Origin of the sequence: Chryseobacterium oncorhynchi, from assembly GCF_002899895.1 — a bacterium.
GTDB lineage: Bacteria > Bacteroidota > Bacteroidia > Flavobacteriales > Weeksellaceae > Chryseobacterium > Chryseobacterium oncorhynchi.
The window spans coordinates 1,188,697-1,214,471 of sequence record NZ_PPEI02000001.1 but is presented as its reverse complement, the minus strand read 5'-3'; the positions used below and the strand labels follow the sequence as shown (position 1 = coordinate 1,214,471).

Genomic DNA, 25,775 nt, shown 5'->3' with positions numbered 1-25,775 from the left:
ATTTTAAACTTAACTAACAAAAATAAATAATTTAAAAAGTAACAATATGAAAGTAACTGTAGTAGGTGCAGGCGCTGTAGGAGCAAGCTGTGCAGAATACATCGCAATGAAAAACTTCTGTTCAGAAGTAGTTTTGGTAGATATTAAAGAAGGATTTGCTGAAGGTAAAGCAATGGATTTGATGCAAACGGCGTCTCTTAACGGATTCGATACGAAAATTACCGGAACAACAGGAGATTACAGCAAAACTGCAGGTTCTCATGTAGCAGTAATCACTTCAGGTATCCCAAGAAAACCTGGAATGACTAGAGAAGAATTAATTGGTATCAACGCGGGTATCGTAAAAGAAGTTACTCAAAACTTAGTAAAACATTCTCCAGAAGTAATCATCATTGTGGTTTCTAACCCAATGGATACTATGGCTTATTTGGTTCACAAAACTTCAGGTCTTCCTAAGCACAAGATCATCGGAATGGGTGGTGCTCTAGACTCTGCAAGATTCAAGTATAGATTGGCTGAGGCATTAGAAGCTCCAATTTCTGATGTTGATGGTATGGTAATCGCTGCTCACAGTGATACAGGTATGCTTCCATTATTGAGCAAAGCTACAAGAAATGGTGTTCCTGTAACTGAATTCTTAGACGAAGAAAAACAAAAATATGTAATTGAAGAAACTAAAGTAGGGGGTGCTACTCTTACTAAATTATTAGGAACTTCTGCTTGGTATGCTCCAGGTGCAGCTGTTTCTGTAATGGTTCAGGCAATTGCATGTGACCAAAAGAAAATGATCCCTTGTTCTTTAATGCTTGAAGGAGAGTACGGACAAAACGATATCTGCTTAGGTGTTCCTGCTATCATCGGAGCAAACGGAGTAGAATCAATCGTAAACGTAACATTGACTGCTGAAGAGCAATTGAAATTCGCTGAAGCTGCTAATGCAGTGAGAGAAGTGAATGGAGATCTTAAATTCTAATTTACAGAATTATATATATATATGAAAACCGCGCCTTTCGGGCGCGGTTTTTTTGTGAAAGAATTTTATTTTCTTTCTTTTTCCGCTGAATTATTTTTCAACACTGAATTTATTTAAGAACTTTTATCTGCCATTTTTATTATAAACATAAGGATTTACAAAGCTTTCTGTCCAAGTGTTTGTTATCTCTGAAAAATCGTTTCCAATAAATTTTTCTAATTCTGTTTTTTTGACATCACTCCTATAAATTTTGCCTTGAAATGGGAGGATAAGCTCAACTTCATCAATAAAACTAAGTTTCTTCATTATTTGTACAGGGCCTTCAACGAGGATTTTTTGAATAGCATTTCCTGTTGACCAATATTCTTTTAAATCATTTTCTGTTAATTTAGATTGAGGTTGTAATTGTTTGTATTCCGTATAATCTTTTACATATGTAATTATCGCTTTTCCATTTTTTAATTCAATACTTTTAACGGAACCTCCATTTCTTAATCTTGAAGCTTCTGTTTTTAATTGTTCCAAATTTGGATCTACCGGTTGAGACTGATTTGTAATTGTAGGTGTTTCTTTATCATTACAGCTTAGATTCATTAATGCTATAGCTGACAGAATGAGTATGAATTTTATTTTCATAGGATTATTTTCTAATGGCTCAAAACTAAAGAATCCTGATGCTTACTCATTACGGGAAACCATAAACCCATTGCTGCTCTCAAATATCACAAGTAAATATATCCGACTGCTTACTATCTTTCTGTTAGTAAAAGCACAAAAAAAGAGCGGTGAAAACCGCCCTAATTTTTATCTAACAACTAACTTTAATAATGACATCCACATCCTGTTTCCCATTCCTGACAGAAACGTTGTGGCTCATGGCAAGGGGTTCCACCACCAGGGCCTCCTCCAGTATTACCACCTCCACCAGTTGATCTGTAGCAGATATCTCCGCTACAATAATAGGATCCGTGGGTTGGAGGACAAACGCCATCTAAACAAAAGGCATAGGCTGTATCTCCTCCGCTAATTAACACCAATTGGCTTCTCTTTAATTTTTTTAAATTTTTCATAGTAATCAATGTTTTTAATTTGCTGATTACTAATGTATAAAAAATATAAGACACTAGCAAGTGTTTTAATTTTTTATTAAAAGAATAAAATCATAATTGAGCAATAGAATTAATAAGAGGAGTTTTATTTCTAGAGTTATTCGATATCTAGGGTCATAAAAAGGGCAATTTCATCGGCATTATCATACAATCTGGTATTCAGTCCGGTGATATTGAATCCCATTCTTCTGTAAAACTGTATGGCTGGGTAGTTGGTATTCTGGGTTTCAAGTTCTATAACTCTGCAGTTTAATCTTCGGGCTTCTTTAATGGCGTTTTTAATCAGCATAATCCCGATTCCCTGTCTCCTGTATTTTTCATTGACAAGGATATTTTCTATGTAAAAGCTGTTGTTCCATGTTCTGTGTTCACCAATGATCCAGCCTTGGAGTTCACCATCTGTAAAGGCTCCAAAAGAATTATCTTTTTCAATGATTGTATTAAGTTCTTCCAGTTCATCAGCATCAGTTTCCCAGATTTTGGAATAAGACAAAGACTTTTCCCTTAGAGTAAACTCAAAGGAATTGGAGTATTCTATAGACGAGACAGAATAAATTGTATCTGTTGTATACCCATTATGTCCCCAATTCAGGCAGGGGTTGGAAGATAGCTTTTGTAGTTTTTTTATTTCCACGAAGAAGAATGTTTATTGAATTTCAGTACAAATTTCCACTAAATAATGGTCAAGATCCTTGATATAAGCTGTTTTTTGTCCCCAAGGTTTTACAGCAATCTCTTCATACAATTCAGCCCCATTTTTAACAGCTTTTTCGATCAATGTTTCCACATCATCGGTCACAAAGCCAAGTTCTATTCCAAATGGCTTTTTTTGTGTTTTGGAGGATAGAAAACCCTGTTTTAGATTTGAACCAGCTAAGCTGATTGAAGCAAAAGAAAGACTGGTTTCTCCGGTAAGCAGTTCTCCATAGTCTTTTTCCGGAGTAATGAATTTTATTTCGGCGTCAAAGGTATTTTTATAGAAGTTCATGGATTGTTCCACATCTTCAACATACAAAATGACATATTTAAACTTAATCATATTATTAAATTATAATGGGTTTATTTTTTGCTTAAAATATATTCTTCATCCACCATCAGTTCGATATGAGGTCCGTTTTCTGGATAATGGTTGAGTCCACCAAAATGGCCAAAATGGAGTGGATATTTTTCACTGAGTTGTCTTACCTTATTTCCAAATGAATTCACATGAACAATCTGAATGGCATCTCTAGTCTGTCGTCCATTGCTGAAAAGGAGCATTAGATTACAATAATTATTAAAATCATGATCCTTATAATAGAATACATTGATGTTTTCCTCTTGGCATATAGTAACTAAGTCACTAATGAAGTTTTTTTTATCTGCTAAGGGCAGGTTACAGTCAATTCTTATTGAAAGATTTTCAGCATTATTCTTTTTTAAATCTGAACCAACAATTTGAATAAAACGATGCTCAATATTTTCAAAATTCTCCTTTTCCGGTTGATAGTTTTTATAAAATTGAGCTTTGAAAGGATTACTAGAATCCAACAATTCGGCATTTTCTTGGATTAACAAATTTTCTATTTCACTTACGAATTGAAAATGATAATCAAAAAGCTGATGATCTCCAATACTAATAATAAGTTGATTCTCATTAATGGCAAGGGATAAATAAGTTCTTTTGAACCGTGATTTCAATTCTTCCAGTTGTCTGATGAGGTTTTCCATATTACTCACCTGAACTCTTGCTGCCAACTCTGCATCATTATCCGCATGGCCTCCATATCCTTCAAAAAACCTGAAAAACTTGAAATGGTATAGGTTTTCAGGGAATTTAAAGTACCAGTATATTCCTAAAATCATGGTAAATTGGGTTAGGGAATTGAATAAAGATCAAATTTAAATAAAATTTCATACTCTAAAACTTTCAAAACCCCTAAATTTGTGATCAATAAAAATTTACTTGGATGCTTAGGAACATTTCAATTGCGGCAGCTACTTTTTTGTCCGTAGTTACAATCAATGCGCAGAAGAACAGAAATTCTCAATTGGAAAGACCCAAATTAGTTGTAGGTCTGGTAGTGGATCAGATGCGTTGGGATTATCTATACCGTTTTTACAACAAATATGGAAATGACGGTTTCAAAAGATTATTGAATACAGGATATTCTTTAAATAATGTACACATTCCGTATGTTCCTACCATTACAGCGCTAGGACACACGTGTATTTATACAGGGTCTGTACCTGCAATTCACGGGATTGCCGGAAACGACTGGACGGATAAGGAAACGGGTAAAGGAGTATACTGTACTGCGGATGACAGCGTTCAGCCGGTAGGAACTACCAATACCAAAACAGGAAGCCACTCTCCGAAAAATCTTTGGTCTACAACGGTAACGGATGAATTAAGACTGGCAACCAATTTCCAGGGAAAAGTAGTTGGTGTTTCTTTGAAAGACCGTGCTTCCATTCTTCCTGCGGGACATACTCCGAACGGAGCATTCTGGTTTGATGATAGTACCGGAAACTTTATTACAAGCACATGGTATATGAATGATCTTCCTCAGTGGGTGAAATCATTCAACTCTCAGAATTTACCGGAAAAATTAGTAGCAAATGGTTGGAATACTTTACTTCCAATCAATCAGTATACAGAAAGTTCGCCTGACAATTCTTCTTGGGAAGGATTATTGGGAAGTGCAAAGACGCCTACTTTCCCTTACAACGATCTGGCTAAAGATTATCAGACAAAAAAAGATAACATTCGTTACACACCTTTCGGAAATACACTGACTTTGAAGTTGGCAGAAGCTTCTGTAGAGGGTGAAAAACTAGGAGGTGATGCTATTACAGACTTTTTAGCAATCAACTTGGCTTCCACGGATTATGCTGGGCATAAGTTCGGGCCGAATTCCATTGAAGTGGAGGATGTTTATATCAGACTAGATCAGGATTTAGCAGAATTCTTCAACTACCTGGATTCAAAGGTTGGAAAAGGTGAGTACACTGTTTTTCTTTCTGCTGACCACGGTGGAGCTCATTCTGTAGGATTCCTGAAAGAACATAAAATCCCAACAGGTTTCTTCGGAGAAGGAGCTGAGAAGAATATTAACGAAAAGTTGAAAGCGAAGTTTGGTGCAGATAAATTGATTAATGCAATTGATAACTATCAGATTTATTTTGACAGAAAAGTATTGGCAGACAGCAAGCTTGAGTTGGATGATGTAAGAAACTTTACGGTAAAGGAATTGGAAAAAGATCCTACTGTTTTATATGCTGTTTCTGTAGATAAAGTTCAGGAATCTAGTATTCCGGAGCCAATTAAGCAAAGAATCATCAACGGAATCAACAGACAGAGAAGTGGTGATATCCAATTGATCTCTCATGACTCTATGCTTCCACCATACTCCAAAACAGGAACTACACACAGTGTGTGGAACTCTTATGATTCACATATTCCATTGATCTTTATGGGATGGGGAGTTAAGCAGGGAGAAAGCAACAAGGCTTATCATATGACGGATATTGCGCCTACAGTTTCTTCATTACTAAAAATTCAATTCCCAAGTGGAAATGTTGGAAACCCAATTACGGAAGTAATCGGTAAATAAGTAAACATCTTGTTATAAATAATCAGCTGCTTTCGTACAGGAGGCAGCTGTTTTTATTTTATATATGTAATGTTTCAAGCTTAAAGTTATCTGAATTTTTACAGTAAATCTATATGTCTATTTTTTTGCTAAAAACAGGTGCAGATTATCACAAAATGCAAAGGTTGGCCTATAAGTCTGCTTTTTGGTCAATACATTTAAAAAGCTATCTTTGCAAAAATTTTGGTTTCCAGCATATTGGAATGAAAAGGGAATTGGGTGAGATGCCCAGACTGTCCCCGCAACTGTAAATCGCAACAAAAGTTTCTGTAAACAGCCACTGTACAAACGGGAAGGCACAGAAAGCGAAAGTCAGGAGACCTGCCAGAATAATAATCAAAAAAAACATATTGCTTTCGGAGGAAAAGTGGAATAATATGGGTATAAAAAGATCTTTAGTACTGTTTTTGTCGTCTTACGGCTGCTTTCTTTTCGGACAGGAGAAAGTGGTTGATACGATTTATATTTTCGATAGTCAGATGAATAAGGTAAAGCTTTTTCATCCTGTAAAAACAATTACTGCTGAAGATGCCAAAAAAAATTCCAGCAACCTTTCTGAACTGCTGAGATTCCAATCCGCAGTTTATATTAAAGAAAACGGTCGTGGAGCAGTTTCTTCACCATCTTTCCGAGGAACGACTGCCCAACAGACGGCTTTTGTATGGAATGGGATTAATATTAACTCTAATTTTTTAGGACAGGGAGATATCAATAATATTTCCTTGTTCGGGTATGATCAGATCGGAATAAAAGCCGGCGGAGGAAGTGTTACCTATGGTTCCGGAGCTATCGGTGGAAGTATTCACCTAAATAATAACCTCGACTTTAATAAAGGGTTTCATGGTACACTATTTTCAGAAGTAGCATCTTTTAATACTTATAACAACTTGCTTAAAGGAGCTTATAGCAATGAAAAATTCAGTTTTAAGGCTTCGGGGAACTATTCTGTAAGTGAGAATGATTATGAAGTAAAAGAGGCCAAAAACTACATCAATAGAAACGGACAATACTACAATACAAATTTCAATATTGCTGCAGCCTATAAAATTGCTCCACACCATCAGGTTTCATGGATTTCGGAATTTTTCAATGGGCAACAGCATTATCCGGTTCTTTTTGATAACGAAACTGAAACGAAATACAGAACTCAAAATATAAGAAGCCTGCTTTCATGGGATTGGAATAAAACACAATTCAATAACTCTTTCAAGGCAGCCTATACGGAGGAAAATTTCCAGTATTTTGCTAAAGCTGATGGTCCTCAGACCAGTGGTGGAACAGGGAAGAATTATATACTGAAGAATGATTTTAATTATTTCTTTAGCTCTAAATGGAACTTCAATGTTATTGGAGAATATCAACTTAATAAAGGAGAAGGATATGGCTCGGGAATAGATCATGTAAGTCGAAATATGGGATCAGTTTCTGGATTATTAAGATATTTTCCTGTAACAGATCTACGTCTTGAAGCCGGAATACGAAAAGATTTCGTGGGAAAAATTAGCTCACCTGTACTGTTTTCTTTTTCCGGAAAATGGAATGCCATCCATTGGTATACTCTGGGATTGAGTGTTTCAAGAAATTTCAGGGCTCCATCTTTCAATGATTTATATTGGCAGCCGGGAGGTAATATGGATTTAAAGCCGGAGACCTCCTATCAGTTTGAATTGAGAAACCAATTTAAGGTAGGGGCTCTTCAGATGTCAGTCGCTCCTTTTTATCTTGATATCCGTGATATGATAAGATGGCTTCCAACTTTCTCGGGATATTATAGTCCTGTAAACACAGATCATGTAAGATCATATGGGGTAGAGGCTCAAATGGAGTATATGAAAAGGTTTGGTAAACATCTATTAAAAGGAAGCCTTGGATACACCTATACAAATTCTCAGGATCTTGAAAAGAAAAAACAACTGATGTATGTGCCATTTCATAAGTTCACTGGAAATATTGATTACCAGTATGAGTTTATAAAAGTATATGTTCAGGGGCTTTTTAACGGGCTTACCTATACAGATTCCAATGAAAAGAGAAGTGAGGCTTTGGAAGAGTATTTTGTAATGAATGCCGGGCTTGGTCTTACGTTCCATAAGGATTATACCATAGGGTTCAAGGTTAATAATGTTTTCAATGAAGTCTATTATACTATGTTCGCTTATCCATTGCCTAAAAGAAATTACAGTGTAAGTTTAAATATCAATTTTTAAAAATAAAATTAAATATATATGAATATCAAAAGAATTTTACCTCTTGCATTTGCTTCCATGTTACTTTTCAATGTTTCATGTAGCAGTGATAATGACACTGAGACGACTCAGTCAACTACCTATGAAAACGGAATCCTTATCTCTAACGAGGGTGGATTTACAAAGCCTACCTCTGATGTTACTTTCTTGAGCAACAGCCTTGGAAATATATTTACTAACATCTATTCTGAGAATAACAATAAAGAATCTTTTGGTAAGGTACTTCAAAGTATAGGTTTCCTAGGAGATCGTGCTTATTTGGTAGCGAATGTTCCTAACAAAATCGATATTGTAAACCGTTATACATTCAGAAAACAAGCTACGGTAATAGCTAATCTTGATAATCCAAGATATATAGCATTCTCTGGAAATAAGTATTTTGTAACGAACAATAACTTTACGGATGTAAGAAAGCTTAATGCCTATAATATTGCAGATAACACCTATGTAAATAGTGTTAGTTTCCCACGTTATGCTGAAAAAGTAGTTGAAGCAGAAGGAAATATTATTGTACAGACTGATGGTATTGGCTATAATACAGCTCCTCCTTTTGATTCATTTGCAACAGGATATACAATCAGTGTTGTAAGCCCGTCTACAAATACTATAAGCAAGACTATTACACTACCTAGCGTAGGGATTATTAAAGACCTTATTTCTTACAAAGGAAGCGCTTATGTATTGGTTTCTGATAATACAGACTCATACATTTACAAGATCAATTCTTCTGCAGGAACTTTTACAACAACTACTCTTACAGGAATTCCTAAGGTTCAGAAATTGAGAGCAGATAGCGATAAGTTCTATTTTATTACTGATACCAATAAAATTTATGGAATGGCTGTTAATTCTACAGCGGTTCCTACTACACCTATTGCTACAGCTATAGGGAATGTTTATGGTTTTGACGTTATTGATGGTAGAATCTTTGCTGCAGATGCAAACTTCTCAGAAGACGGTAAAGTAAATGTTTACAATGCGAACAATGGTTCTTTATTGAAAAACTTTACTGCAGGCGTTGGAACAAACGGGTTCTATAAAAATTAAGAATAACGCCTAAGGCGTAAGCAAAAATAATTTTTTATTTTTTCATCATTTGTGTTTTTTTCCGGACGGGCTCTTAGAGCCCGTCCGGCTTTGTTATATACCTCATTGAAGCAAAATAAATACGGCTGGATGTGAAAACATCCAGCCGTATTTTATACTTTGTAAAATTCAATTATATTTTTAATCCCAGTTTTTCTGCTTCCGCAATAACAAACCTGGTTGCTTCTTCCTTTTCATTCGGAATTTCCCCCTCAAGGATTGCTTCTTTCACTTTTTCCTTTAAAATACCGATTTCACGTCCCGGCTTAAGGTCAAACATCTGCATAATCTCCTCTCCGGTGATAGGAGGTTGGAAGTTTCTTACCTGATCCTTTTCTTCTACTTCCTTGATTTTAACAGCCACATACTCAAAGTTTTTCTTGAATTTCTCCTGTTTTTTGGAATTTTTAGTAGTGATATCTGCTTTGCAAAGCGTAAAAAGTTCCTCAAGATTTTCTCCGGCATCAAATAAAAGCCTTCTTAATGCAGAATCTGAAGCATCATCTGTAATCAGGGCAATAGGTCTGGAAGAAAGTTTCACCATTTTCTGAACATACTTCATATCGCTTCCTAATGGCAGCTTCAGTCTTTGGAAAAGAGTCTTTACCATTTTTGAGCCTAAAAATTCATGCCCGTGGAAAGTCCAGCCTGTTCCTTCCACAAACTTTTTTGTAGGAGCTTTTCCGATGTCATGAAGTAATGCAGACCAACGCAGCCAAAGGTTATCGGTATTCACAGAAATATTATCCACTACCTCAAGGGTATGGTAAAAGTTATCCTTATGAGTCTGTCCTTCTACTTCCTCTACACCTTTAAGCTCTATTAATTCAGGAATGATAAGCTTTAAAAGCCCAGTTTGTTCCATTAGTTTTAATCCTACAGAAGGTTTTTCAGATAACATAATCTTGTTAAACTCCACCATAATTCTCTCCATGGAAACAATATTGATTCTTTCAGCTTCCTGCTTAATAGCATTTAAAGAATTTTCTTCAATGGTAAAGCTTAAGGTTGAAGCAAAACGTATTGCTCTCATCATTCTCAATGGATCATCAGAATAAGTTTGAGCAGGTTCTAATGGAGTTCTTAGAATTTCTTTTTCCAGATCTTCAATCCCGTTGAATGGATCAATAAGTTCCCCGAAATTATCTTTATTTAAAGAAATTGCCATCGCATTGATGGTGAAATCTCTTCTTTTTTGGTCGTCTTCCAAAGTTCCGCCCTCCACTTCAGGCTTGCGGCTATTTTCTGTATAGCTTTCTTTCCTGGCACCTACAAATTCGAGTTCAAGATCCTTGTACTTAATCATGGCAGTTCCATAGGTTTTGAATACAGAAACCTTTAACTTAGGATCAATATCCTTAGCCACATTCTGAGCCAGCTCAATACCGCTTTGCTCAGTCACAAAGTCGATGTCCGTAGATGCCTTTCTCTTCATTAGAAGATCGCGAACATATCCACCAACAATGTATACAGACTGGTTGTTCCTTTCTGCAGCTTCAGAAATTATTTTAAAAAGTTTTAAATTCTTATTTTGATTAAGATTAATTTTCATCGTTTATAATAGCGTCAATTTCTACCCATGCCGTTCACTAATCATAATGAGCGTACATTTTACTAATTTTTCCCTCTTCATTAAAAAACATCACTTCCACAGCATGTTTATCCATAATAGACTTATAAAATAATGCTACAGAATCTACTCCCGCCGTTGAATGGATCAGGTCAAAGTGAAGATCCGGAAACTTTTCCAATGCTTTTTTCCAGTATTCACGAACTGCCTCTTTTCCCTTTAAAGAACTTTCTTTCCCTCCGGTAGCCATGCTAATCATGGGAGTTGTTATCTCAATATCTTCAGAATAATGGGAGAGAACATCCTCCAAATCATGAGAGTTCCAGGCGTCTACCCACATTTTAGCGAATTCCTGATGATTCATAGCATGTATTTTATGAGTTGAGTTTTGCAAAGATAGAATTAAAAAAAAGAAATCCTGCCGATATGAACTGACAAGACTCTAAAAAAATAAACAGATTAACCCGGAATTTTTACTCTCTGAGAACCTTTATCCTGTTATCACTCCATATTTTGATGACCGAAGAACCTGAATATTTTGAAACCTTATCTCTATCTTCTTCCACAGCATAATCTACAAGACTTATCATTTCTTCGGAAATATCAGAAAACTTTAAAGGACTTTTTTCACCACTGAAATTGGCAGATGTAGAAACCAAAGGCTTGTTCAGCTTTGTAATTAATTTTTTACAAAAATCATTCTTTACCAATCTAATCCCTATACTTCCATCTTCAGCAAGCAATTCCTTAGGTAACCCTTTTGGATTTTCATAAACAATAGTCACTGGTTTTTCACTTAGGTCAATAATTTCCCAAGCCATTTCAGGAACATCTACCAAATCCTGAAGCCTTTTTTCAGACTCGACAAGAATAATCATGGATTTATTTTTCTCGCGTTTTTTGATGTCAAAAATCTTATTGACAGCTTCTATATTGGTAGCATCACAACCAATCCCCCAAATGGTATCAGTAGGATAAAGAATAGTTCCGCCGGACTTTAATATTTCGATTATTTTTTCCATAATTTTATTTGAATTCAAAACAGTTGATAAAGGTAGAAAATATATGAATTTTGGACAAAAAATTGAGGAGTAAATAGAAACGTTTTTTTGTTTTTAAGTTTTGGCTAAAGCCGTTGAAAGCAGTATTAAATAAAAACGGGCTAAAGCCCATCTCTATTAATATTCTATGTGTAAAATATGATTTTGAAACTACTTTAATGTATGTTTCATTTACATCCATCCCAATTTAGATAAATATCTTTCTTCAATAATATTCAAATGGTGATAATTATGGCCAATAATAAGTTTTCCAATGGTCTCTACTGAAATTTCATGGCCATTGGCTGTTCCAATGCTTTGTAAAGCAGTAGGATTCATGGTTTCCAATAGAATTCTGGAAGATTTTCTTATTAATTTATATTCCTCTAATAAAGATTCAAGAGATCTTTCATTGGCGTGGGATTTTTCAGCATATTCATTTTCATCGAATCCCGGGAGATTATTTTTCTCACCTCTGGCAATGGCCAGTATTCTGTACTGAAAAACTCTTTCAGTATCCGATAAATGCAATAGCACGCCTTTCAGTGTCCATTTACCTTCAGCGTAGGCAAATTTAGATTGTTCTTCGGTAAGATTAGAAAAAATTCCTACTGTTTTCTCTTCTGATTTTGTCAATTCAGCTGACCAGTCTCCGGATGGAATAAGATCTAAATATCTTTGGATGTATTTTTGGAAATCTGTCATATTATTTTGGATTATAAGTTAGATATAATACAGTTTACTTTGTACATCTTCATTGTACGAAAGCTATGAATTGCTCCACTCGTAAAAATTTACCGAATCATACAATTCAAAACCGGATGATGGGTACAATTGATTTCCTATGTCATTACTTTTTCCTGTTTCAAGCAGGATTCCACAGGCATTTGAAGCTTTGCATAATTCCTTAGCTTTTTCAATAAGTTCTTTGGAATATCCTTTTCCTCTATAATTTTCATTGACATACAGGTCATTCAATAGCCAATAGCGCTGCATTCTTGTAGATGAAAATATAGGGTATAATTGTACAAAACCTGTGAGTGTACCATTTTCTTCTGCAACAAAAATTTCAGAATCCTTGCTTTCAATTCTTTCCTGAAGAAAATTTTCTGCAGCTGGGACATCTGATTCCTTGTGATAGAATATTCTGTACTGATCAAATAATTCTGCGAGTTGAGGCAAATCGGAAATGATAGCTTTTCTTGTATAATTCATATCATTTGAGAGATTGATGATTATAGCTTAGGACTCTTTTTAGCTTCCATTTAGAACCCTCTAAAATCCATAGATGTGTAAATTTTGCACGTGTGGTTTTATTCCATTTTCCATTGTTATATCTGAAAAATTCATGATTACCCTCTTGTAGCAATCCATATAAAACGTTATCATTATACATGGGATATACTTTCATCGTATGAGGAACAAGTTCACGTTTCCTTTTTTCTTTGCTTTTGCAGATATTGTTTTCTATGGATGAGGTAAAGGCATTTTTTCCAGAAGTAATCCCTCCCTCATCATGATAAAACTCAAGGTCATTACTAATGATATCATTATAATGGGTAAGATTACATTTATTAAATCCTTCATCAAATACCAGACTATCCAGTTTTTTGACAGTGGTATAAAGTTTATCAGTCTCTTTTAGTTGAGAATATACAACCTGATTGGAAAGGATAAAGGCCAATAAAATTTTAATCTTACCCATTATCTTATATTTTAAGAAAAAGCTTTTTCCAGATCTGCAATAAGATCTTCTGCATCTTCAATTCCAACGCTTAAACGAACCAGATCATCAGTGATTCCTAATTCAGCACGTTTTTCAGCAGGGATAGAAGCGTGAGTCATTAAAGCAGGGTGGTTAGCAAGAGATTCTACACCTCCTAAAGATTCTGCCAGTGTAAATACTCTTACTTTCTCTAAGAATTTAACAGCATCTTCTTTCTTACCGGATTTGAATGTGAATGAAACCATTCCTCCAGATTCTTTCATTTGAGATTTTGCCAATTCATATTGAGGGTGAGATTCCAATCCAGGATAAATTACCTTATCAACAGCAGGGTGATTTTCTAAATATTTTGCTACTGCAAGACCATTGTCTGAGTGTCTTTGCATTCTTAATGCCAATGTTTTGATCCCTCTTAGTACAAGATAAGAATCGTGAGGTCCTAAAATACCACCACTTGCAAATTGAATGAAGTGAAGTTTCTCACCCAGTTCAGCATCTTTAGCAATAAGAGCTCCTGCAATAACGTCAGAGTGTCCACCCAAGTATTTAGTTGCTGAGTGCATTACAATATCAGCTCCCAAATCAATTGGTCTTTGAATATAAGGGGTAGCAAAAGTATTATCTACGGCTACTAAAATATCTTTTCCTTTAGCAATTTCTACTACAGCTTTGATATCTACCAACTTCATTAAAGGGTTCGTTGGAGTTTCTACCCAAATCAGTTTAGTTTTATCAGTAATTACATCAGCAATTTTAGAAACATCATCAAAATTAACGAAAGTAAACTTCAGCTGATATTTTTCAAAAAGTCTGGTGAACATTCTGTAAGTTCCCCCATAAAGGTCATCTACAGCAACTACCTCATCACCTGGATTTAGTAATTTTAAAACACAATCAATAGCTGCAAGTCCGGAACCGAAAGCTAAACCTCTCGCTCCGTTTTCAATGCTTGCCAAAGAGTCTTCCAATGCCTGTCTTGTAGGGTTAGCAGCTCTTGAATATTCATATCCGGAATGTACTCCCGGGCTTTTCTGTGCAAATGTAGAGGTTAAAAATACAGGAACATTTACAGAACCCGTTGCAGACTCATGATGCTGCCCTCCGTGAATTACTTTTGTATTAAAATTCATAATATTTTATAATTTATCAATCTAACAGCGTACCAATTTATTAATGTTTTATAATTATTATATTGGTCAACAGTTACATTTATTGTGTTGTATTTTACTTAATAGCTGATTTTACAGCAAACTCTTCTGCAATTTCTTCCAGCCATTGTGCTACATCTTCTTCACCGGTAGCTCTTTGATAAGTACTTCCCAAAGACATTAAAATCTGGTGGATAAACATCTTCATTTGATCTACGGGCATCTCTTTGGTCCAAAGATCAATTCTTAAAGCTTCCATTGCTTTATCATCCCATACAGAGATCATAGTTGCTTTAGTTTCCTCTTTCTCAACACCTCCATCCTGAGCGTTCCATGTAATATTTTCAGGGATGTGGTTTTCATCCAGCTCTACATCTATCGTAATCTGAGTTTTTCTCATTTCTCTATTTTTTCTAAATTCTAAATTTTCTATTATTTAAGTTTCGGTTTATAACCGGACTGATTAAAGATTGTTGTGGCATCCATTTTCAGGAAATCTTTCAGCTTAGTTTCAGGTTTTTCTTTAAGATAAGCCTTGCAGACCTGCCATCCTGTAAAAATTCCAATTTGTGGTGAAGACTCATTGTCAATTTCAGTATAAAACTTTGAAAATGGTCCCGGCGCAATAAAACGTTCACCTAATCTTGGATCATCACCAAACAGCAAATTGCTCTCCACAAAATAATTCCAGATATTGGCTTCATTGGTGATCGCCCATTCATACTGCTTCTTGGTGTAATTTATTTTCAAATAATCAGGAAAGTCGGGAAGAAAAGCATCCTGTAAGATCATCACCTTTCCGTTAAGAATAACCTGATCAATAAACTTCTGGTGATCGGCAGATTCGGTTACAATATTTTCGGCAAAAAGCTGAGAAACCTTGGGAACAATATTCTGAGGGTTCATCGACTTTTGGAAATAAAGTTCCAGTCCTTTGTAGTGAGCGTTGCCATCTCCCATAAAGCCCGTAATGTCTATAAATAAAAGATTTCCTTTCTGGTCATAAAAAATCGGATCCTGAACCATCTGTAATGCAGACGAAAACAGAAATACCTTTGGACTCTTAAACTGGGGGAAATAATGTTTTATATGGGAAAACAAGCCCTGAAGCTCTTTTTGCAGCTTAGCCTGATCTATTTTTCCAATAGCTTCCTTATAGATTTTTATTTCTTCAGCATCTGTTCTTCTTTTTCCGAAATCTGCATCAGAAACACTGCCCTGAAACCAAGGGAACTGGGTTTTAAACTGCTCCAACGAAATATTAGGATTATAGAATTCCTTAGAAATGTCAGTCATTTCAACCTTTCCAGCAGTATCTTTAATCTCTATTTTCCATTGATTTTCGGGTTCTTTTTTGCAAGAACTCAGTCCTGCAACTAAAATAGAAGAAAGCGCAATATATCTAAAAATCTTCATTATTTTTACATGGAATTTAAGTTTACAAAAATAAGGATTAAATAGACAATTCATGATGAAAATTAAAATATTTACAGCCCTCAGTCTTATTTTAGGGCTTACCTTTTTTAATGGGCAAAAGCTTGAATTTAAAGATAAAAACCTGGAAAAAGCCGTTGTTGAAAATTTTGATCTGAATAAAGACGGAGTAATAGAGGCCTCAGAGGCTGAAATGGTTGCCAATTTATTTTTGGTTCAGAAAGATATCAAATCTACGGAGGACCTGGCCTTTTTTAAAAATGTAAAAATGATCTTGCTTGATGATAATACAATTCCTGTCATTCATCTGAAAAATCTGGAAAAGCTTGAACTCTTTTCATGCACAGGCTGTAAAATCTCTTCTTTCAAGGCAGAAAATCTGAAAAAACTGGCTTCATTGTATGTAGATAACAACCTTTTGGAAAGTATTTCACTGAAAGATACTCCAAGGATCGATCAATTAACATTATCTTTAAATAAGCTGAAAGCAGTTGATCTCACTCAGCTTAAAAATTTAAGAAAACTCAATGTAGAACATAATAAGATCCAGAAAATTGATATTTCAGGAAATCCGATTTTGCAAACCCTAAATGTAGGTGGAAATGATATGAAAGAAACGAATATTAAAAAAGGATTGAAAACGGATGTAACTGTTTTTGGAGCTGAACAATAAACTAATATTATGAAAATAGAAACAAAAAGACTGATTTTAAGAAAACTTGAAGATAAAGATACTGAAAGAATGTTCCTTATGCATTCTGATCCTGAGGTGATGAAGTATCTTGAAACTCCTGTAACATCATTGGAACAATCACAGAATGATATCAGAATGATTCAGAAACAATATGAAGAAAATGGAGTAGGGAGGCTGGCTGTGGTTGAAAAAGAGAGCGGACTGATGATAGGATGGTGCGGATTAAAATTACTGAAGAAACCCATCAACGGCCATGTTGAAACACTGGATTTAGGTTATCGTTTCATTCCTGAATTTTGGGGGAAAGGCTATGCCTGGGAAGCTGCAACAGCTACTCTTGAATATGGTTTTAATGATTTAAAGGCTGAGACTATATACGCTTATGCAGATTCAGGAAATGCAGGTTCTAACTATATTTTAACAAAGCTGGGTTTTGAAAATACAGGTGAATTTGAAGATGATGGTGTAATGTGCTTTTGGTATAAATTGAAACGCGAAAATTATAATGTAGAAAATGGTAAAGATTAGACAAGAAGAAGAAAAAGACTATAAAAAAGTTTTTCAATTGATAGAAGAGGCTTTCAGAGACATGGAGCATAGTGACCATCAAGAGCAATTTCTGGTTGAGAAATTAAGAAAATCGGATGCTTTTATTCCGGAATTATCACTGGTGGCAGAAGATGAAAATGGTGACATTGCAGGACATATTTTGTTTACAAAGCTTTGCATTGAGAATAATTCAGAAACTTTTGAGTCACTTGCCTTGGCGCCGGTCTCCGTAAAACCTGAGTTTCAAAATCAGGGAATTGGAGGAAAACTTATTCTTCAAGGACATCATATTGCCCAAGAACTAGGATATCAATCTGTTATTTTAATAGGACATGAAACTTATTATCCTAAGTTTGGTTACGAAAAAACAAGTAATTTTGGGATTTCATTTCCGTTTGAAATTCCCGAAGAAAATGGAATGGCCATTGAGCTGGTAAAAGACGGACTTAAAAATAAAAATGGGGTTGTAAAATATCCTAAGGAATTTGGAATAGACTAAAAAATATAAACGATGCAGACACAAAAAGTGATAGACCATATCGTTGGCTGGTTAAAGGATTATGCAACAAAAGCTAAAGTAAACGGATATGTATTAGGAGTTTCCGGAGGAGTAGACTCCGGAGTAGTTTCTACATTGGCCGCAATGACGGGACTGAAAACATTACTGATCGAAATGCCAATCCGCCAGAAAGCAGATCAGGTGGATCGTGCAAAGGACCATATGAATGATTTAAAATCAAGATTTCCCAATGTAGAGATCATGTCTGTAGATCTGACTCCCGCTTTTGAAGAACTTTATAAAACTTTTGATGTAAAAGACGATTTATATCCCAATGAAAAATTGGCTTTTGCCAATACAAGATCACGCTTGAGAATGCTTACCCTGTACTATTACGGGCAGCTTAACGGACTTTTGGTATGCGGAACAGGAAACAAAGTTGAAGATTTCGGGATCGGATTTTACACAAAGTATGGTGACGGAGGAGTAGATGTATCCCCAATTGCCGATTTATATAAAACCGAGGTGTATGCACTTGCCAAAGGCTTGAATTTAATTAAAAGTATTCAGGAGGCTATTCCAACAGACGGACTTTGGGATGTAGACAGAACTGACGAACAACAGATCGGAGCAACTTATCCAGAATTGGAAAAAATTCAGAAAGAATATGGAACCAAAACGGCTGAAGACTATGAAGGAAGAGATAAAGAAGTATTCCTGATCTTTGACCGAATGCATAAGGCTGCAAAACATAAGATGGATCCTATTCCAATCTGTGATATTCCGGAAGAGTGGAGAGAATCATAAAATAAATTGTTACAATGAACAGTAAAATAAGAGGTGTATTTTTTATCTGTCTCGGTCTTCTCTTTGGGATGTCTGTGATGTATATCTACAACCGTTTTATCTCAGATAAAAAAGATCATTTTAATGCTGCAAAAACAGAGGCTGTAAGTTATGGAAGCACTACTACAGAGGATCAGTATAATGCTGGAAACTCATCAGTACAGGTTTCTATTGATAAACTGACTGAAGAAAAAACAGTGATAAGTTATGTAAAGCAAAATCATAGACTTCCGGATTATTACATTACAAAAAATGAAGCCAGAAATCAGGGCTGGAATCCATCAAAAGGAAATCTTTGTGAAGTGCTTCCGGGGAAAGCAATTGGTGGAGATAAATTTGGTAACAGAGAGGGAAGATTGCCGGATGGTGATAAGTATTTTGAAGCAGATGTAAACTATCACTGCGGTGGAAGAAATGCAGACCGAATTATTTACACCCAAAATGGAGATGTTTATCTTACCAAGAATCATTATAAAAGCTTTGAAAAGCAATAATTGTACGTAGTAAATAGTTATAGCTCCTCGCAATGACTTGATGTATAATTTGCATTTAAATAGTTATAAGTATTAATTTTGAAAAATAATAAATCTGTTTTTTTACTTTTTTTTCCATCTGATGCTCTCATGCTTAGAAAAAGAAAAACCTGTAAAAAATAAAAAACAGAAGAAACGGATTTCTGCAAAAAATGCAAGACCTTTTTAATTAATAAGAATTGGAAATTTAGTTCAATATGAAGACAGTATATATAGATTTTACAGATATAGGTGATTATGAAGATTTTTATACCCAACTAAAAGAAAAAATTCAGCTTCCTGAACATTTTGGGGATAATCTTGATGCGCTTTTCGATACCATTACCGGAGACCTAGAAATGCCGCTTCACCTTGAATTCGTAAATATGACAGTAGATCAACTGGAAATTTTTGAAGATCTTCTAACTACGCTGGAAGATGCAGAGGAAGAAGTAGAAGATTTTACTTTCAGCTATTATCTGGAGCAGTACGAAGATGATGAAGAGGAAGAAGAAACAGAAGATTAATCTGTAATGTAAAAAAAATAAAGAGATTGTTTTAGAAATAGAACAGTCTCTTTTTTATTTAAAATCTATTATTACAAAAGAAATCAACAGCATTCAATTTTATCGTAGATAAAATCCTTGCGCTTTCTCAGCATAATATTGTATCAAAACCTTAGCATCTTAGTGTTTTTCAACTGAGAGAATTCTCTTTATAGATCATTTAAAATAAAAAAACCAACAGAATCTCTGTTGGTTTTTTGATCAAAAATTTGCTATGACTTACAAATATGATGTAAATCCGCATTCATATTACAGCAAATGCTGAATATTTAATTGGGGGGCTGTCGATAGCCTTTTTACGATTTTACCTTTTCACTCCTACAAAAATGTAGAATCAAAATAAAAAGGTAATAGATCTTTCACTGCATGCACTTTCACAACTTCCTCATTCATACTTGAAAAATAAAGATCGATGTTTTCGTTTTGCTTGGTTTCGTATTCTATTAAGCTTTGACGGCATGCTCCACAAGGCGGGATCGGTGGGTTTTTCTCATGAAATTCCTTAGGTCCGCCAACCACAAATATTTTTTTTACTTTAACATTTGGAAAGTTGGCTGCTACCCAGAACAATGTGGTTCTCTCAGCACAAAGTCCGGATGGAAAAGCGGCATTCTCCTGATTGTTTCCGGAGTATATTTCTCCGTTTTCCAATAACACAGAGCATCCCACAAAAAACTGAGAATAGGGTGCATAAGCATTTTCGCGGGCCGCCTTGGCTCTTTCGAATAATTGTATTTCTATATCGGTCAGTTCACTGCTATTTTTAAAATATTCGTAACTGATCTGTATGTCTTTTTTCATATATTGTAGACTAAAAAAGGGGCGTAAAATTACTTCTTTTTAATGAGGTGGGCAATATTTATTCTTCTAATAATAAAGTTCAAATTTTAAAACAAATAAAATGTTATATACCCCAATACAATTCAGGAATGTAGTGCTTAAAAACCGTTGGGTAATGTCTCCAATGTGTATGTATTCATGTGAAAACGGTATGGCGAATGATTTTCATTTCGTGCATTACGGAAGCAGATCACAGGGTGGAACAGGTTTACTGATTGTAGAAGCTACAGGTGTAGAACCAAGAGGAAGGATCACCAATCATTGTATGGGAATCTGGAATGATGAGCAGGAAGAAAAACTACAGAAAATTGTAGAATTTGTTCACAAAAACTCAGAAAGTAAAATAGGAATTCAGCTGGCTCATGCAGGGAGAAAAGGTTCAACATGGAATAATCTTCAGATCTCTCTTGAAGAAGGATGGGAAACCATTGCACCAAGTTCTATTCCTTATCATCCATCAGAAAGGATTCCTCATGCATTGAGTACTGATGAGGTAAAAGAACATGTACAGTATTTTAAAAAGGCAGCCCAACGAGCTGTAAAAGCTGGGTTCGATGTAATTGAGCTTCATGGAGCGCATGGCTATCTTATTCATCAGTTTTTGTCCCCACTTTCCAATATCAGGACAGATGAATATGGCGGAAGCTTTGAAAACAGGATCCGTTTTCTGATTGAAATTGTAGATGCTGTAAATGAAGAATTGAATGATGATACGGCTCTTTTTGTACGTCTTTCCGGAACAGAATATGCTGAAAACGGTTGGGGTATTGAGGATAGTGTAGCGTTGGCGAAAATTTTAAAAGAACATTCTGTTGACCTTGTGGATGTATCGAGCGGTGGAAATATTCATGGAGCTAAAATTTCAGTTTTTAATGGCTATCAGGTTCCCTTTTCTTCACAAATAAAGAATGAAGCTCAGGTGAAAACAGGTGCTGTAGGATTAATTACGAATGTAGAACAAGCAGAAGAAATTCTTCAGAATAATGAGGCAGATCTGATTTTTGTAGCAAGAGAAATTCTTAGGAATCCATATCTGGCAATTCAGGGAGCCTTTGAAATGAAAGAAGAGTGCTTTTTCCCACAACAATATACAAGGGCAAAAATTTCTTCATAACCAATCTTATAGAAATGAATATTGAAGACTTCATGCTGACCTGTCCCAGTAAAAAGTTTCTGGGTGTAGAATGCCTTGGGTGTGGTGCTCAAAGAGCAATTGTATTGGTTTTTGAAGGCAAGTTTTCTGAGGCTTTTCATATGTATCCGGCGGTGTATACCTTATTGCTGTTTTTCTTTACACTAGGGCTAAGCTTTATAGATAAGAAAAGGAAATACACGAATGTCTTATTGGGCCTTATCGTCATCAATCTTGTTATTGCAATAGTTTCTTATATTTATAAACATTTCTGATTATTTTTTTAATAATGTTAAAAATTAAGACAGTTTTATTAGTTTTTATGTAATCCCGTTGAATAGATAGTCGTAGAACTACTACAATTTATGAAACTGTTGCCTTAAAACTTTTTAAATTAGAACATGAAGTCTATCTTTGTTATATAGATCCTATTATATAGGGCTATTATTAATGATTTAAATTTAAGAATATGGCAGGAAATTCAAGAGGAATCTTAAAATTCAATGGAGGTGAAGGTCAGAAGTTATTAAAACTTAACTACAGCGTATCAAGAGCTACAGATATTTCAGGACGTGTAGCATCAGATCCGTCAAACGCTCTAATCAAAGTAACAATTGAAGCAACTGAAAAGTCTGATGTTTTAGAAAGTCTACTGAACAGCAAATATAAACCTACAACCGGAGAAATCAATTTCAATAAATCTCATGAAGAGGGAACTTTGATCACTTTAAAATGGGAAAATGGATATGTAATCCAACATGAAGTAGATTTTGATGCAATAGACAGCAACAATATGCTGATTAGCTTTGTAGTAAGTGCTGAAAGTATTAGCTACGGAAATTCAGCTTATGAAGGACTTTGGCCAATGAGCTAAGTCTTCATGACAAAGAAATAAAAAGGCTGTCCCTATAAGACGGTCTTTTTTTACCTATTGTAAAGCCTTATTCTAGGGGATTTTATTTATTTTTTTAAATTCCCGTTTTATTGAATAATTTTCAGAAACTTAAACAAATCACAACACAATATGTCAAACACACCTGGAAAATCAAATGCCGCATCCTTTCGTCCTACGCAGAATGCAGATGGTGTATCAGAAAATCATCATACAGGTATCAACCGTTTGGTAAAGCTTTCCCTCGTTATAGAAGGGAAGATTATCAAATACTATAAACACTTTAAGCTTAAACAAAGCACAGGACATCACCACGAATTTACCCTTACTCTGGCCCATGATACCTTAGGTGAAAGACAAACCCATTCTCTGGAGGATGCCAATAAATTCCTTGGAAAACGTCTTACAGCAATCATTTCATACAAAGATATTGATAACAGCCCTGAAAGAACCTTTGTGGGAGTAATCACAGGAGTAGGTTTCAGTCAGGAGAGAATGAGCCTTGGAAATATAGTATTGACCGGCAGCAGTCCAACAATTTTACTTGACGGTGCACCCCATATTCAAAGTTTTGGAGGTACTCAGTCTGTAAATATGGGAATCATTGCAGAAGAGGTCATCAAACAGGGAATTGATAAGAGCCGTTTTGATATCAGAATAGATGCTAACAATTTCTCTCAGATCATTTACAGCAGTCAATATGATGAAACCCACTATAATTACCTGGCAAGAATGGCTGAAGCCTACGGAGAACAATTCTTTTACGATGGTGAAGTCCTGCATTTCGGGAAACTTCCGCCTCAGAATAAACCCATTGTTTTAACCTATGGAAGCAGCGCCCATGATATTAAGGTTGAATTAAAAGCAGTTCATACCAAACCCAAATACTATGGCTATAATAGTAATAAGCATGAAAGACTCAGTTCAGGGGCAACTCCTATTAAACACGTAGGAGACCTTGCCAAAACAGCATACAGCCATAACGACTCTATCTATAAAACACCGGCATTGCAGATGGCTCCCATTAAGGCAACGACACACCTTGATGTAGAATATTCTCAGAAAAGTGCTTCCGGAAGTGAAGCCGTGAATGTTTTTACCATTTCTGGAAACACAACTGTTCCTTTTCTGCATCCAGGTTGCGTAGCAGATGTACAGATGCGTAAACCAGATTCTAACGAGACCTCTTATTTTACAAGGATTATGATCACAGAAGCCGAACATGAAATTGATACCATTGGTCATTATAAAGGAAGCTTTATAGGAATAGCAGCTGATACAGGATTTCTTCCAAGACCGCAATACAATATTCCAAAGGCAGAACCACAGATAGCCACTGTAATTTCCAATACAGATCCGGATGGACAAGGAAGAGTACAGGTGAGATTCGATTGGCAAACTAATGATACAACTCATTTTATCCGTATGATGAGTCCGGATGCCGGAGGAACAGATCAGATATCTCAAAACAGAGGCTATGTGGCAATTCCGGAAGTGGGAGATCAGGTGATGATTAATTTTGTTCACAGCCATCCGGACAGACCTTTCGTAATGGGTGGTATGTTTCATGGTGGTGTGGCGCTGGGCGGAGGAATCGATAATCATTTGAAATCCATACAAACCAGAAGCGGTATCAGAATATTACTGAATGATAATGAGGGAAGTGTAACCATTCTGGATCCAAGTGGAAACAGCTACTTTATGGACGGTAAAGGAAACATCAATATGAAAGCTCCTAAAAACTTTACCTTAAATGCAGGTGAAAACATCAATATTACGGCAGGAAAAGAAATTAGCATAGATGCTGGAGCAAGTATTAGCCATACAGCAAATGAAGATATAAGCTCTACAGCAGGTAAAGATATTATGCAGACTGCTTCCGGAGATATCAAAGAATCTTCAGATAACAGAACAGAATTGGTAGATAAGGAGTTTAAAAGACATTCCGAGACTTCCAATGAAATAGCAGGGGAAATTTCCATGTTCAGCGAAGTGGAAAATATGACCATGCAAAGTGGAAAAATAGTAGAATTCAATAGTGCTGAAAAATCAAAACTATTTTAGTATGGCGATTATTAAGAAAGCAAGCAATATACTGATAACAGTAAAAGATACTTATCAGCTGAATGTAGGAAAAAAGGCAGAAAAGAGGGCACAAAAGATTAATGTAGAAGCCCAAAAGCAAAACCTTGTTTTAGCGAGTAATAAAAAGATTATGTCTCATGGTCACCAATAAAATAAAGGCTCTTATTCTTTGTGTAGTATGTTGTTTTTCAACAATAAATTGTCAGAATAAAAAAATGGAAGAAAAATATCAATGGTTGGGGACGGTTTCTGCGCCGCAGGAATATCCGATGGAAGTTTATAAAGGAGCTATTGTTGCAGATGATTTTACCTATGGCTTTGATGCTATCTGGGGAACACAAAATACAGGCTGGGGAAATGAAGGGGGAACGATGAGCGTTGAGACTGAAAAAATGAATCTTCCACATCATCTGGAGTTTACATGGTATTCCCTAGTTGAAAAAAAGTTCTATACCGGAAAATGGGATCTGAATAAAGATAAAATTAAAAAGCTTTTTGAAGAAGGCTTTGTAGACCAGGATACCCGTAAAAGGACAACCTACAACACATTTATCGTAGGATTGGCACCTAAAGGAAAAGTGGTTTTATGGGCAAAAGGTCCGGGAAACCAAAAAGAAATAGGAGCTTTTCAGGCTCATGATACCATTATTACTAAAGAAAAAGCATATGACAATGCCCAATATATGTTTAATGAGGGCTTTGCAGACAGAATGCTGAATGATCCATCCTACAAGACATTCAAACCTGAAGTTTTGGAGAAAATCAAAAACGAGGGATATCCGGCTGAAGAGAGTTATGAGGTGTACAGACAAAGATACCATTGGAAACCTGTAGCTATTCTTCCTGATGGCGGTGTATGGCTGGACTTTGGATTTACCAATTATAATGGTGAGCAGGAAAATCTTTTTGCAAAAAGCCTAAAAGATGATACCTATAAAGAAAGAGCTATTCCGAAATTCTGTGGTTTCTACTGGAGAGATAAGGATAAAAACAGATATGGTGTATGGATAGATTCCTTTGATGAGAAAGAGATTTTTGAGTTATTTCAAAAAATAGACAAGGATGAAGAGATCGATTTTACCATTAAAGTAAATGATGATAATACAAAGGTATTTCTGTCTTTAATTACCGAGAAAGGTGAAGTTTTCATTACCAAAGCAAATGTCAGGTTATCCAAAAAAATAGAATAAAAC

The 25,775-nt window shown here is 35.5% G+C and carries 31 protein-coding genes and 1 riboswitch; of the genes, 16 read left to right on the top strand and 15 right to left on the bottom strand.

The window, feature by feature from the left end:
* Positions 1-46 precede the first annotated feature (46 nt).
* Positions 47-973, top strand: coding sequence for a malate dehydrogenase (locus C1638_RS05460; RefSeq protein ID WP_109618891.1), 927 nt, complete (start codon positions 47-49; stop codon positions 971-973).
* A 123-nt stretch (positions 974-1,096) separates the two neighbouring features.
* On the opposite strand, the gene C1638_RS05455 is transcribed toward C1638_RS05460, so the two are convergent.
* From C1638_RS05455 to C1638_RS05435, 5 genes are all read right to left on the bottom strand, one after another.
* Complete coding sequence (locus tag C1638_RS05455; RefSeq protein ID WP_109618890.1) at positions 1,097-1,609, bottom strand: hypothetical protein; 513 nt, start codon at positions 1,607-1,609, stop codon at positions 1,097-1,099.
* A 185-nt stretch (positions 1,610-1,794) separates the two neighbouring features.
* A complete protein-coding gene (locus tag C1638_RS05450) occupies positions 1,795-2,043 on the bottom strand; it encodes a hypothetical protein (protein WP_106915557.1) in 249 nt (82 codons plus the stop codon).
* A gap of 136 nt (positions 2,044-2,179) precedes the next feature.
* Positions 2,180-2,716, bottom strand: coding sequence for a GNAT family N-acetyltransferase (locus tag C1638_RS05445; protein WP_109618887.1), 537 nt, complete (start codon positions 2,714-2,716; stop codon positions 2,180-2,182).
* Positions 2,717-2,728: 12 nt separating this feature from the next.
* Entirely contained in the window at positions 2,729-3,121 is a 393-nt protein-coding gene (locus C1638_RS05440) for a VOC family protein (protein ID WP_109618885.1), read from the bottom strand.
* 20 nt (positions 3,122-3,141) lie between these two features.
* Positions 3,142-3,927: a hypothetical protein gene (locus C1638_RS05435; protein ID WP_109618884.1), complete on the bottom strand. Its 786-nt coding sequence runs from the start codon at positions 3,925-3,927 to the stop codon at positions 3,142-3,144.
* 104 nt (positions 3,928-4,031) lie between these two features.
* On the opposite strand from C1638_RS05435, the gene pafA reads away from it, so the two are divergent.
* The 3 genes from pafA to C1638_RS05420 all read left to right on the top strand — a co-directional run bounded on the left by pafA (position 4,032) and on the right by C1638_RS05420 (position 9,010).
* Entirely contained in the window at positions 4,032-5,678 is a 1,647-nt protein-coding gene (gene pafA / locus C1638_RS05430; protein ID WP_109618882.1) for an alkaline phosphatase PafA, read from the top strand.
* Between the two features lie 206 nt (positions 5,679-5,884).
* Positions 5,885-6,060: riboswitch (cobalamin riboswitch) on the top strand.
* Positions 6,061-6,094: 34 nt separating this feature from the next.
* On the top strand, positions 6,095-7,924 hold the full coding sequence (locus tag C1638_RS05425; RefSeq protein WP_109618880.1) for a TonB-dependent receptor plug domain-containing protein: 1,830 nt from the start codon (positions 6,095-6,097) through the stop codon (positions 7,922-7,924).
* Positions 7,925-7,942: 18 nt separating this feature from the next.
* A complete protein-coding gene (locus C1638_RS05420) occupies positions 7,943-9,010 on the top strand; it encodes a DUF5074 domain-containing protein (RefSeq protein ID WP_109618878.1) in 1,068 nt (355 codons plus the stop codon).
* Positions 9,011-9,182: 172 nt separating this feature from the next.
* Here the strand turns inward: C1638_RS05420 and C1638_RS05415 are convergent, their stop codons facing one another.
* The 9 genes from C1638_RS05415 to gldB all read right to left on the bottom strand — a co-directional run bounded on the left by C1638_RS05415 (position 9,183) and on the right by gldB (position 15,949).
* The gene (locus C1638_RS05415) at positions 9,183-10,601 is read right to left on the bottom strand and encodes a CCA tRNA nucleotidyltransferase (RefSeq protein ID WP_109618876.1); all 1,419 of its coding nucleotides are present in this window, start codon (positions 10,599-10,601) and stop codon (positions 9,183-9,185) included.
* Between the two features lie 37 nt (positions 10,602-10,638).
* On the bottom strand, positions 10,639-10,983 hold the full coding sequence (locus C1638_RS05410) for a nuclear transport factor 2 family protein (RefSeq protein ID WP_109618874.1): 345 nt from the start codon (positions 10,981-10,983) through the stop codon (positions 10,639-10,641).
* 109 nt (positions 10,984-11,092) lie between these two features.
* Complete coding sequence (locus C1638_RS05405; RefSeq protein ID WP_262509803.1) at positions 11,093-11,644, bottom strand: L-threonylcarbamoyladenylate synthase; 552 nt, start codon at positions 11,642-11,644, stop codon at positions 11,093-11,095.
* Between the two features lie 207 nt (positions 11,645-11,851).
* Positions 11,852-12,364, bottom strand: a complete 513-nt coding sequence (locus C1638_RS05400) for a DinB family protein (protein ID WP_109618870.1) — start codon at positions 12,362-12,364, stop codon at positions 11,852-11,854.
* Positions 12,365-12,427: 63 nt separating this feature from the next.
* Positions 12,428-12,874: a GNAT family N-acetyltransferase gene (locus tag C1638_RS05395; protein WP_109618868.1), complete on the bottom strand. Its 447-nt coding sequence runs from the start codon at positions 12,872-12,874 to the stop codon at positions 12,428-12,430.
* 1 nt (position 12,875) lies between these two features.
* On the bottom strand, positions 12,876-13,364 hold the full coding sequence (locus tag C1638_RS05390; RefSeq protein ID WP_109618866.1) for a nuclear transport factor 2 family protein: 489 nt from the start codon (positions 13,362-13,364) through the stop codon (positions 12,876-12,878).
* A gap of 11 nt (positions 13,365-13,375) precedes the next feature.
* A complete protein-coding gene (locus C1638_RS05385; RefSeq protein ID WP_076352462.1) occupies positions 13,376-14,515 on the bottom strand; it encodes a cystathionine gamma-synthase in 1,140 nt (379 codons plus the stop codon).
* Positions 14,516-14,609: 94 nt separating this feature from the next.
* Positions 14,610-14,933 (bottom strand): gliding motility protein GldC, encoded by a 324-nt coding sequence (gene gldC, locus C1638_RS05380; RefSeq protein WP_106915012.1) that lies wholly within the window; start codon positions 14,931-14,933, stop codon positions 14,610-14,612.
* A 32-nt stretch (positions 14,934-14,965) separates the two neighbouring features.
* Positions 14,966-15,949: a gliding motility lipoprotein GldB gene (gene gldB / locus C1638_RS05375; RefSeq protein ID WP_109618864.1), complete on the bottom strand. Its 984-nt coding sequence runs from the start codon at positions 15,947-15,949 to the stop codon at positions 14,966-14,968.
* Positions 15,950-16,001: 52 nt separating this feature from the next.
* Between gldB and C1638_RS05370 the strand changes: the two genes are divergently transcribed.
* From C1638_RS05370 to C1638_RS05345, 6 genes are all read left to right on the top strand, one after another.
* A complete protein-coding gene (locus C1638_RS05370) occupies positions 16,002-16,640 on the top strand; it encodes a leucine-rich repeat domain-containing protein (RefSeq protein ID WP_109618862.1) in 639 nt (212 codons plus the stop codon).
* Positions 16,641-16,649: 9 nt separating this feature from the next.
* The gene (locus C1638_RS05365; protein ID WP_109618860.1) at positions 16,650-17,189 is read left to right on the top strand and encodes a GNAT family N-acetyltransferase; all 540 of its coding nucleotides are present in this window, start codon (positions 16,650-16,652) and stop codon (positions 17,187-17,189) included.
* Positions 17,176-17,709 (top strand): GNAT family N-acetyltransferase, encoded by a 534-nt coding sequence (locus tag C1638_RS05360; RefSeq protein WP_109618858.1) that lies wholly within the window; start codon positions 17,176-17,178, stop codon positions 17,707-17,709. Before C1638_RS05365 ends, C1638_RS05360 begins: the two co-directional genes overlap by 14 nt.
* Before the next feature lie 12 nt (positions 17,710-17,721).
* Positions 17,722-18,516, top strand: coding sequence for an NAD(+) synthase (gene nadE, locus C1638_RS05355; protein ID WP_076352457.1), 795 nt, complete (start codon positions 17,722-17,724; stop codon positions 18,514-18,516).
* A 14-nt stretch (positions 18,517-18,530) separates the two neighbouring features.
* Entirely contained in the window at positions 18,531-19,049 is a 519-nt protein-coding gene (locus tag C1638_RS05350; protein ID WP_228428039.1) for a ribonuclease domain-containing protein, read from the top strand.
* Positions 19,050-19,285: 236 nt separating this feature from the next.
* Positions 19,286-19,594 (top strand): barstar family protein, encoded by a 309-nt coding sequence (locus C1638_RS05345; protein ID WP_076352454.1) that lies wholly within the window; start codon positions 19,286-19,288, stop codon positions 19,592-19,594.
* 357 nt (positions 19,595-19,951) lie between these two features.
* Here C1638_RS05345 and C1638_RS05340 read toward each other — a convergent pair whose 3' ends face one another.
* On the bottom strand, positions 19,952-20,434 hold the full coding sequence (locus C1638_RS05340) for a cytidine deaminase (RefSeq protein WP_109618854.1): 483 nt from the start codon (positions 20,432-20,434) through the stop codon (positions 19,952-19,954).
* A gap of 100 nt (positions 20,435-20,534) precedes the next feature.
* Here C1638_RS05340 and namA point away from each other — a divergent pair, with 100 nt between their 5' ends.
* The 6 genes from namA (at position 20,535) to C1638_RS05315 (ending at position 25,772) form a co-directional block, all read left to right on the top strand.
* Positions 20,535-21,587 carry an NADPH dehydrogenase NamA gene (gene namA, locus C1638_RS05335; protein ID WP_109618852.1) on the top strand — a complete coding sequence of 351 codons (1,053 nt, stop codon included), beginning with the start codon at positions 20,535-20,537 and terminating at the stop codon, positions 21,585-21,587.
* Between the two features lie 14 nt (positions 21,588-21,601).
* Positions 21,602-21,880, top strand: a complete 279-nt coding sequence (locus tag C1638_RS05330) for a DUF2752 domain-containing protein (protein WP_109618850.1) — start codon at positions 21,602-21,604, stop codon at positions 21,878-21,880.
* A 194-nt stretch (positions 21,881-22,074) separates the two neighbouring features.
* Positions 22,075-22,479 (top strand): type VI secretion system tube protein TssD, encoded by a 405-nt coding sequence (tssD, locus tag C1638_RS05325; protein ID WP_109618848.1) that lies wholly within the window; start codon positions 22,075-22,077, stop codon positions 22,477-22,479.
* A gap of 150 nt (positions 22,480-22,629) precedes the next feature.
* Positions 22,630-24,561 carry a type VI secretion system Vgr family protein gene (locus C1638_RS05320; RefSeq protein ID WP_109618846.1) on the top strand — a complete coding sequence of 644 codons (1,932 nt, stop codon included), beginning with the start codon at positions 22,630-22,632 and terminating at the stop codon, positions 24,559-24,561.
* A gap of 1 nt (position 24,562) precedes the next feature.
* Positions 24,563-24,733 (top strand): hypothetical protein, encoded by a 171-nt coding sequence (locus C1638_RS22255; protein ID WP_164463053.1) that lies wholly within the window; start codon positions 24,563-24,565, stop codon positions 24,731-24,733.
* 64 nt (positions 24,734-24,797) lie between these two features.
* Positions 24,798-25,772, top strand: coding sequence for a DUF2931 family protein (locus C1638_RS05315; RefSeq protein WP_262509802.1), 975 nt, complete (start codon positions 24,798-24,800; stop codon positions 25,770-25,772).
* Positions 25,773-25,775: the final 3 nt, after the last annotated feature.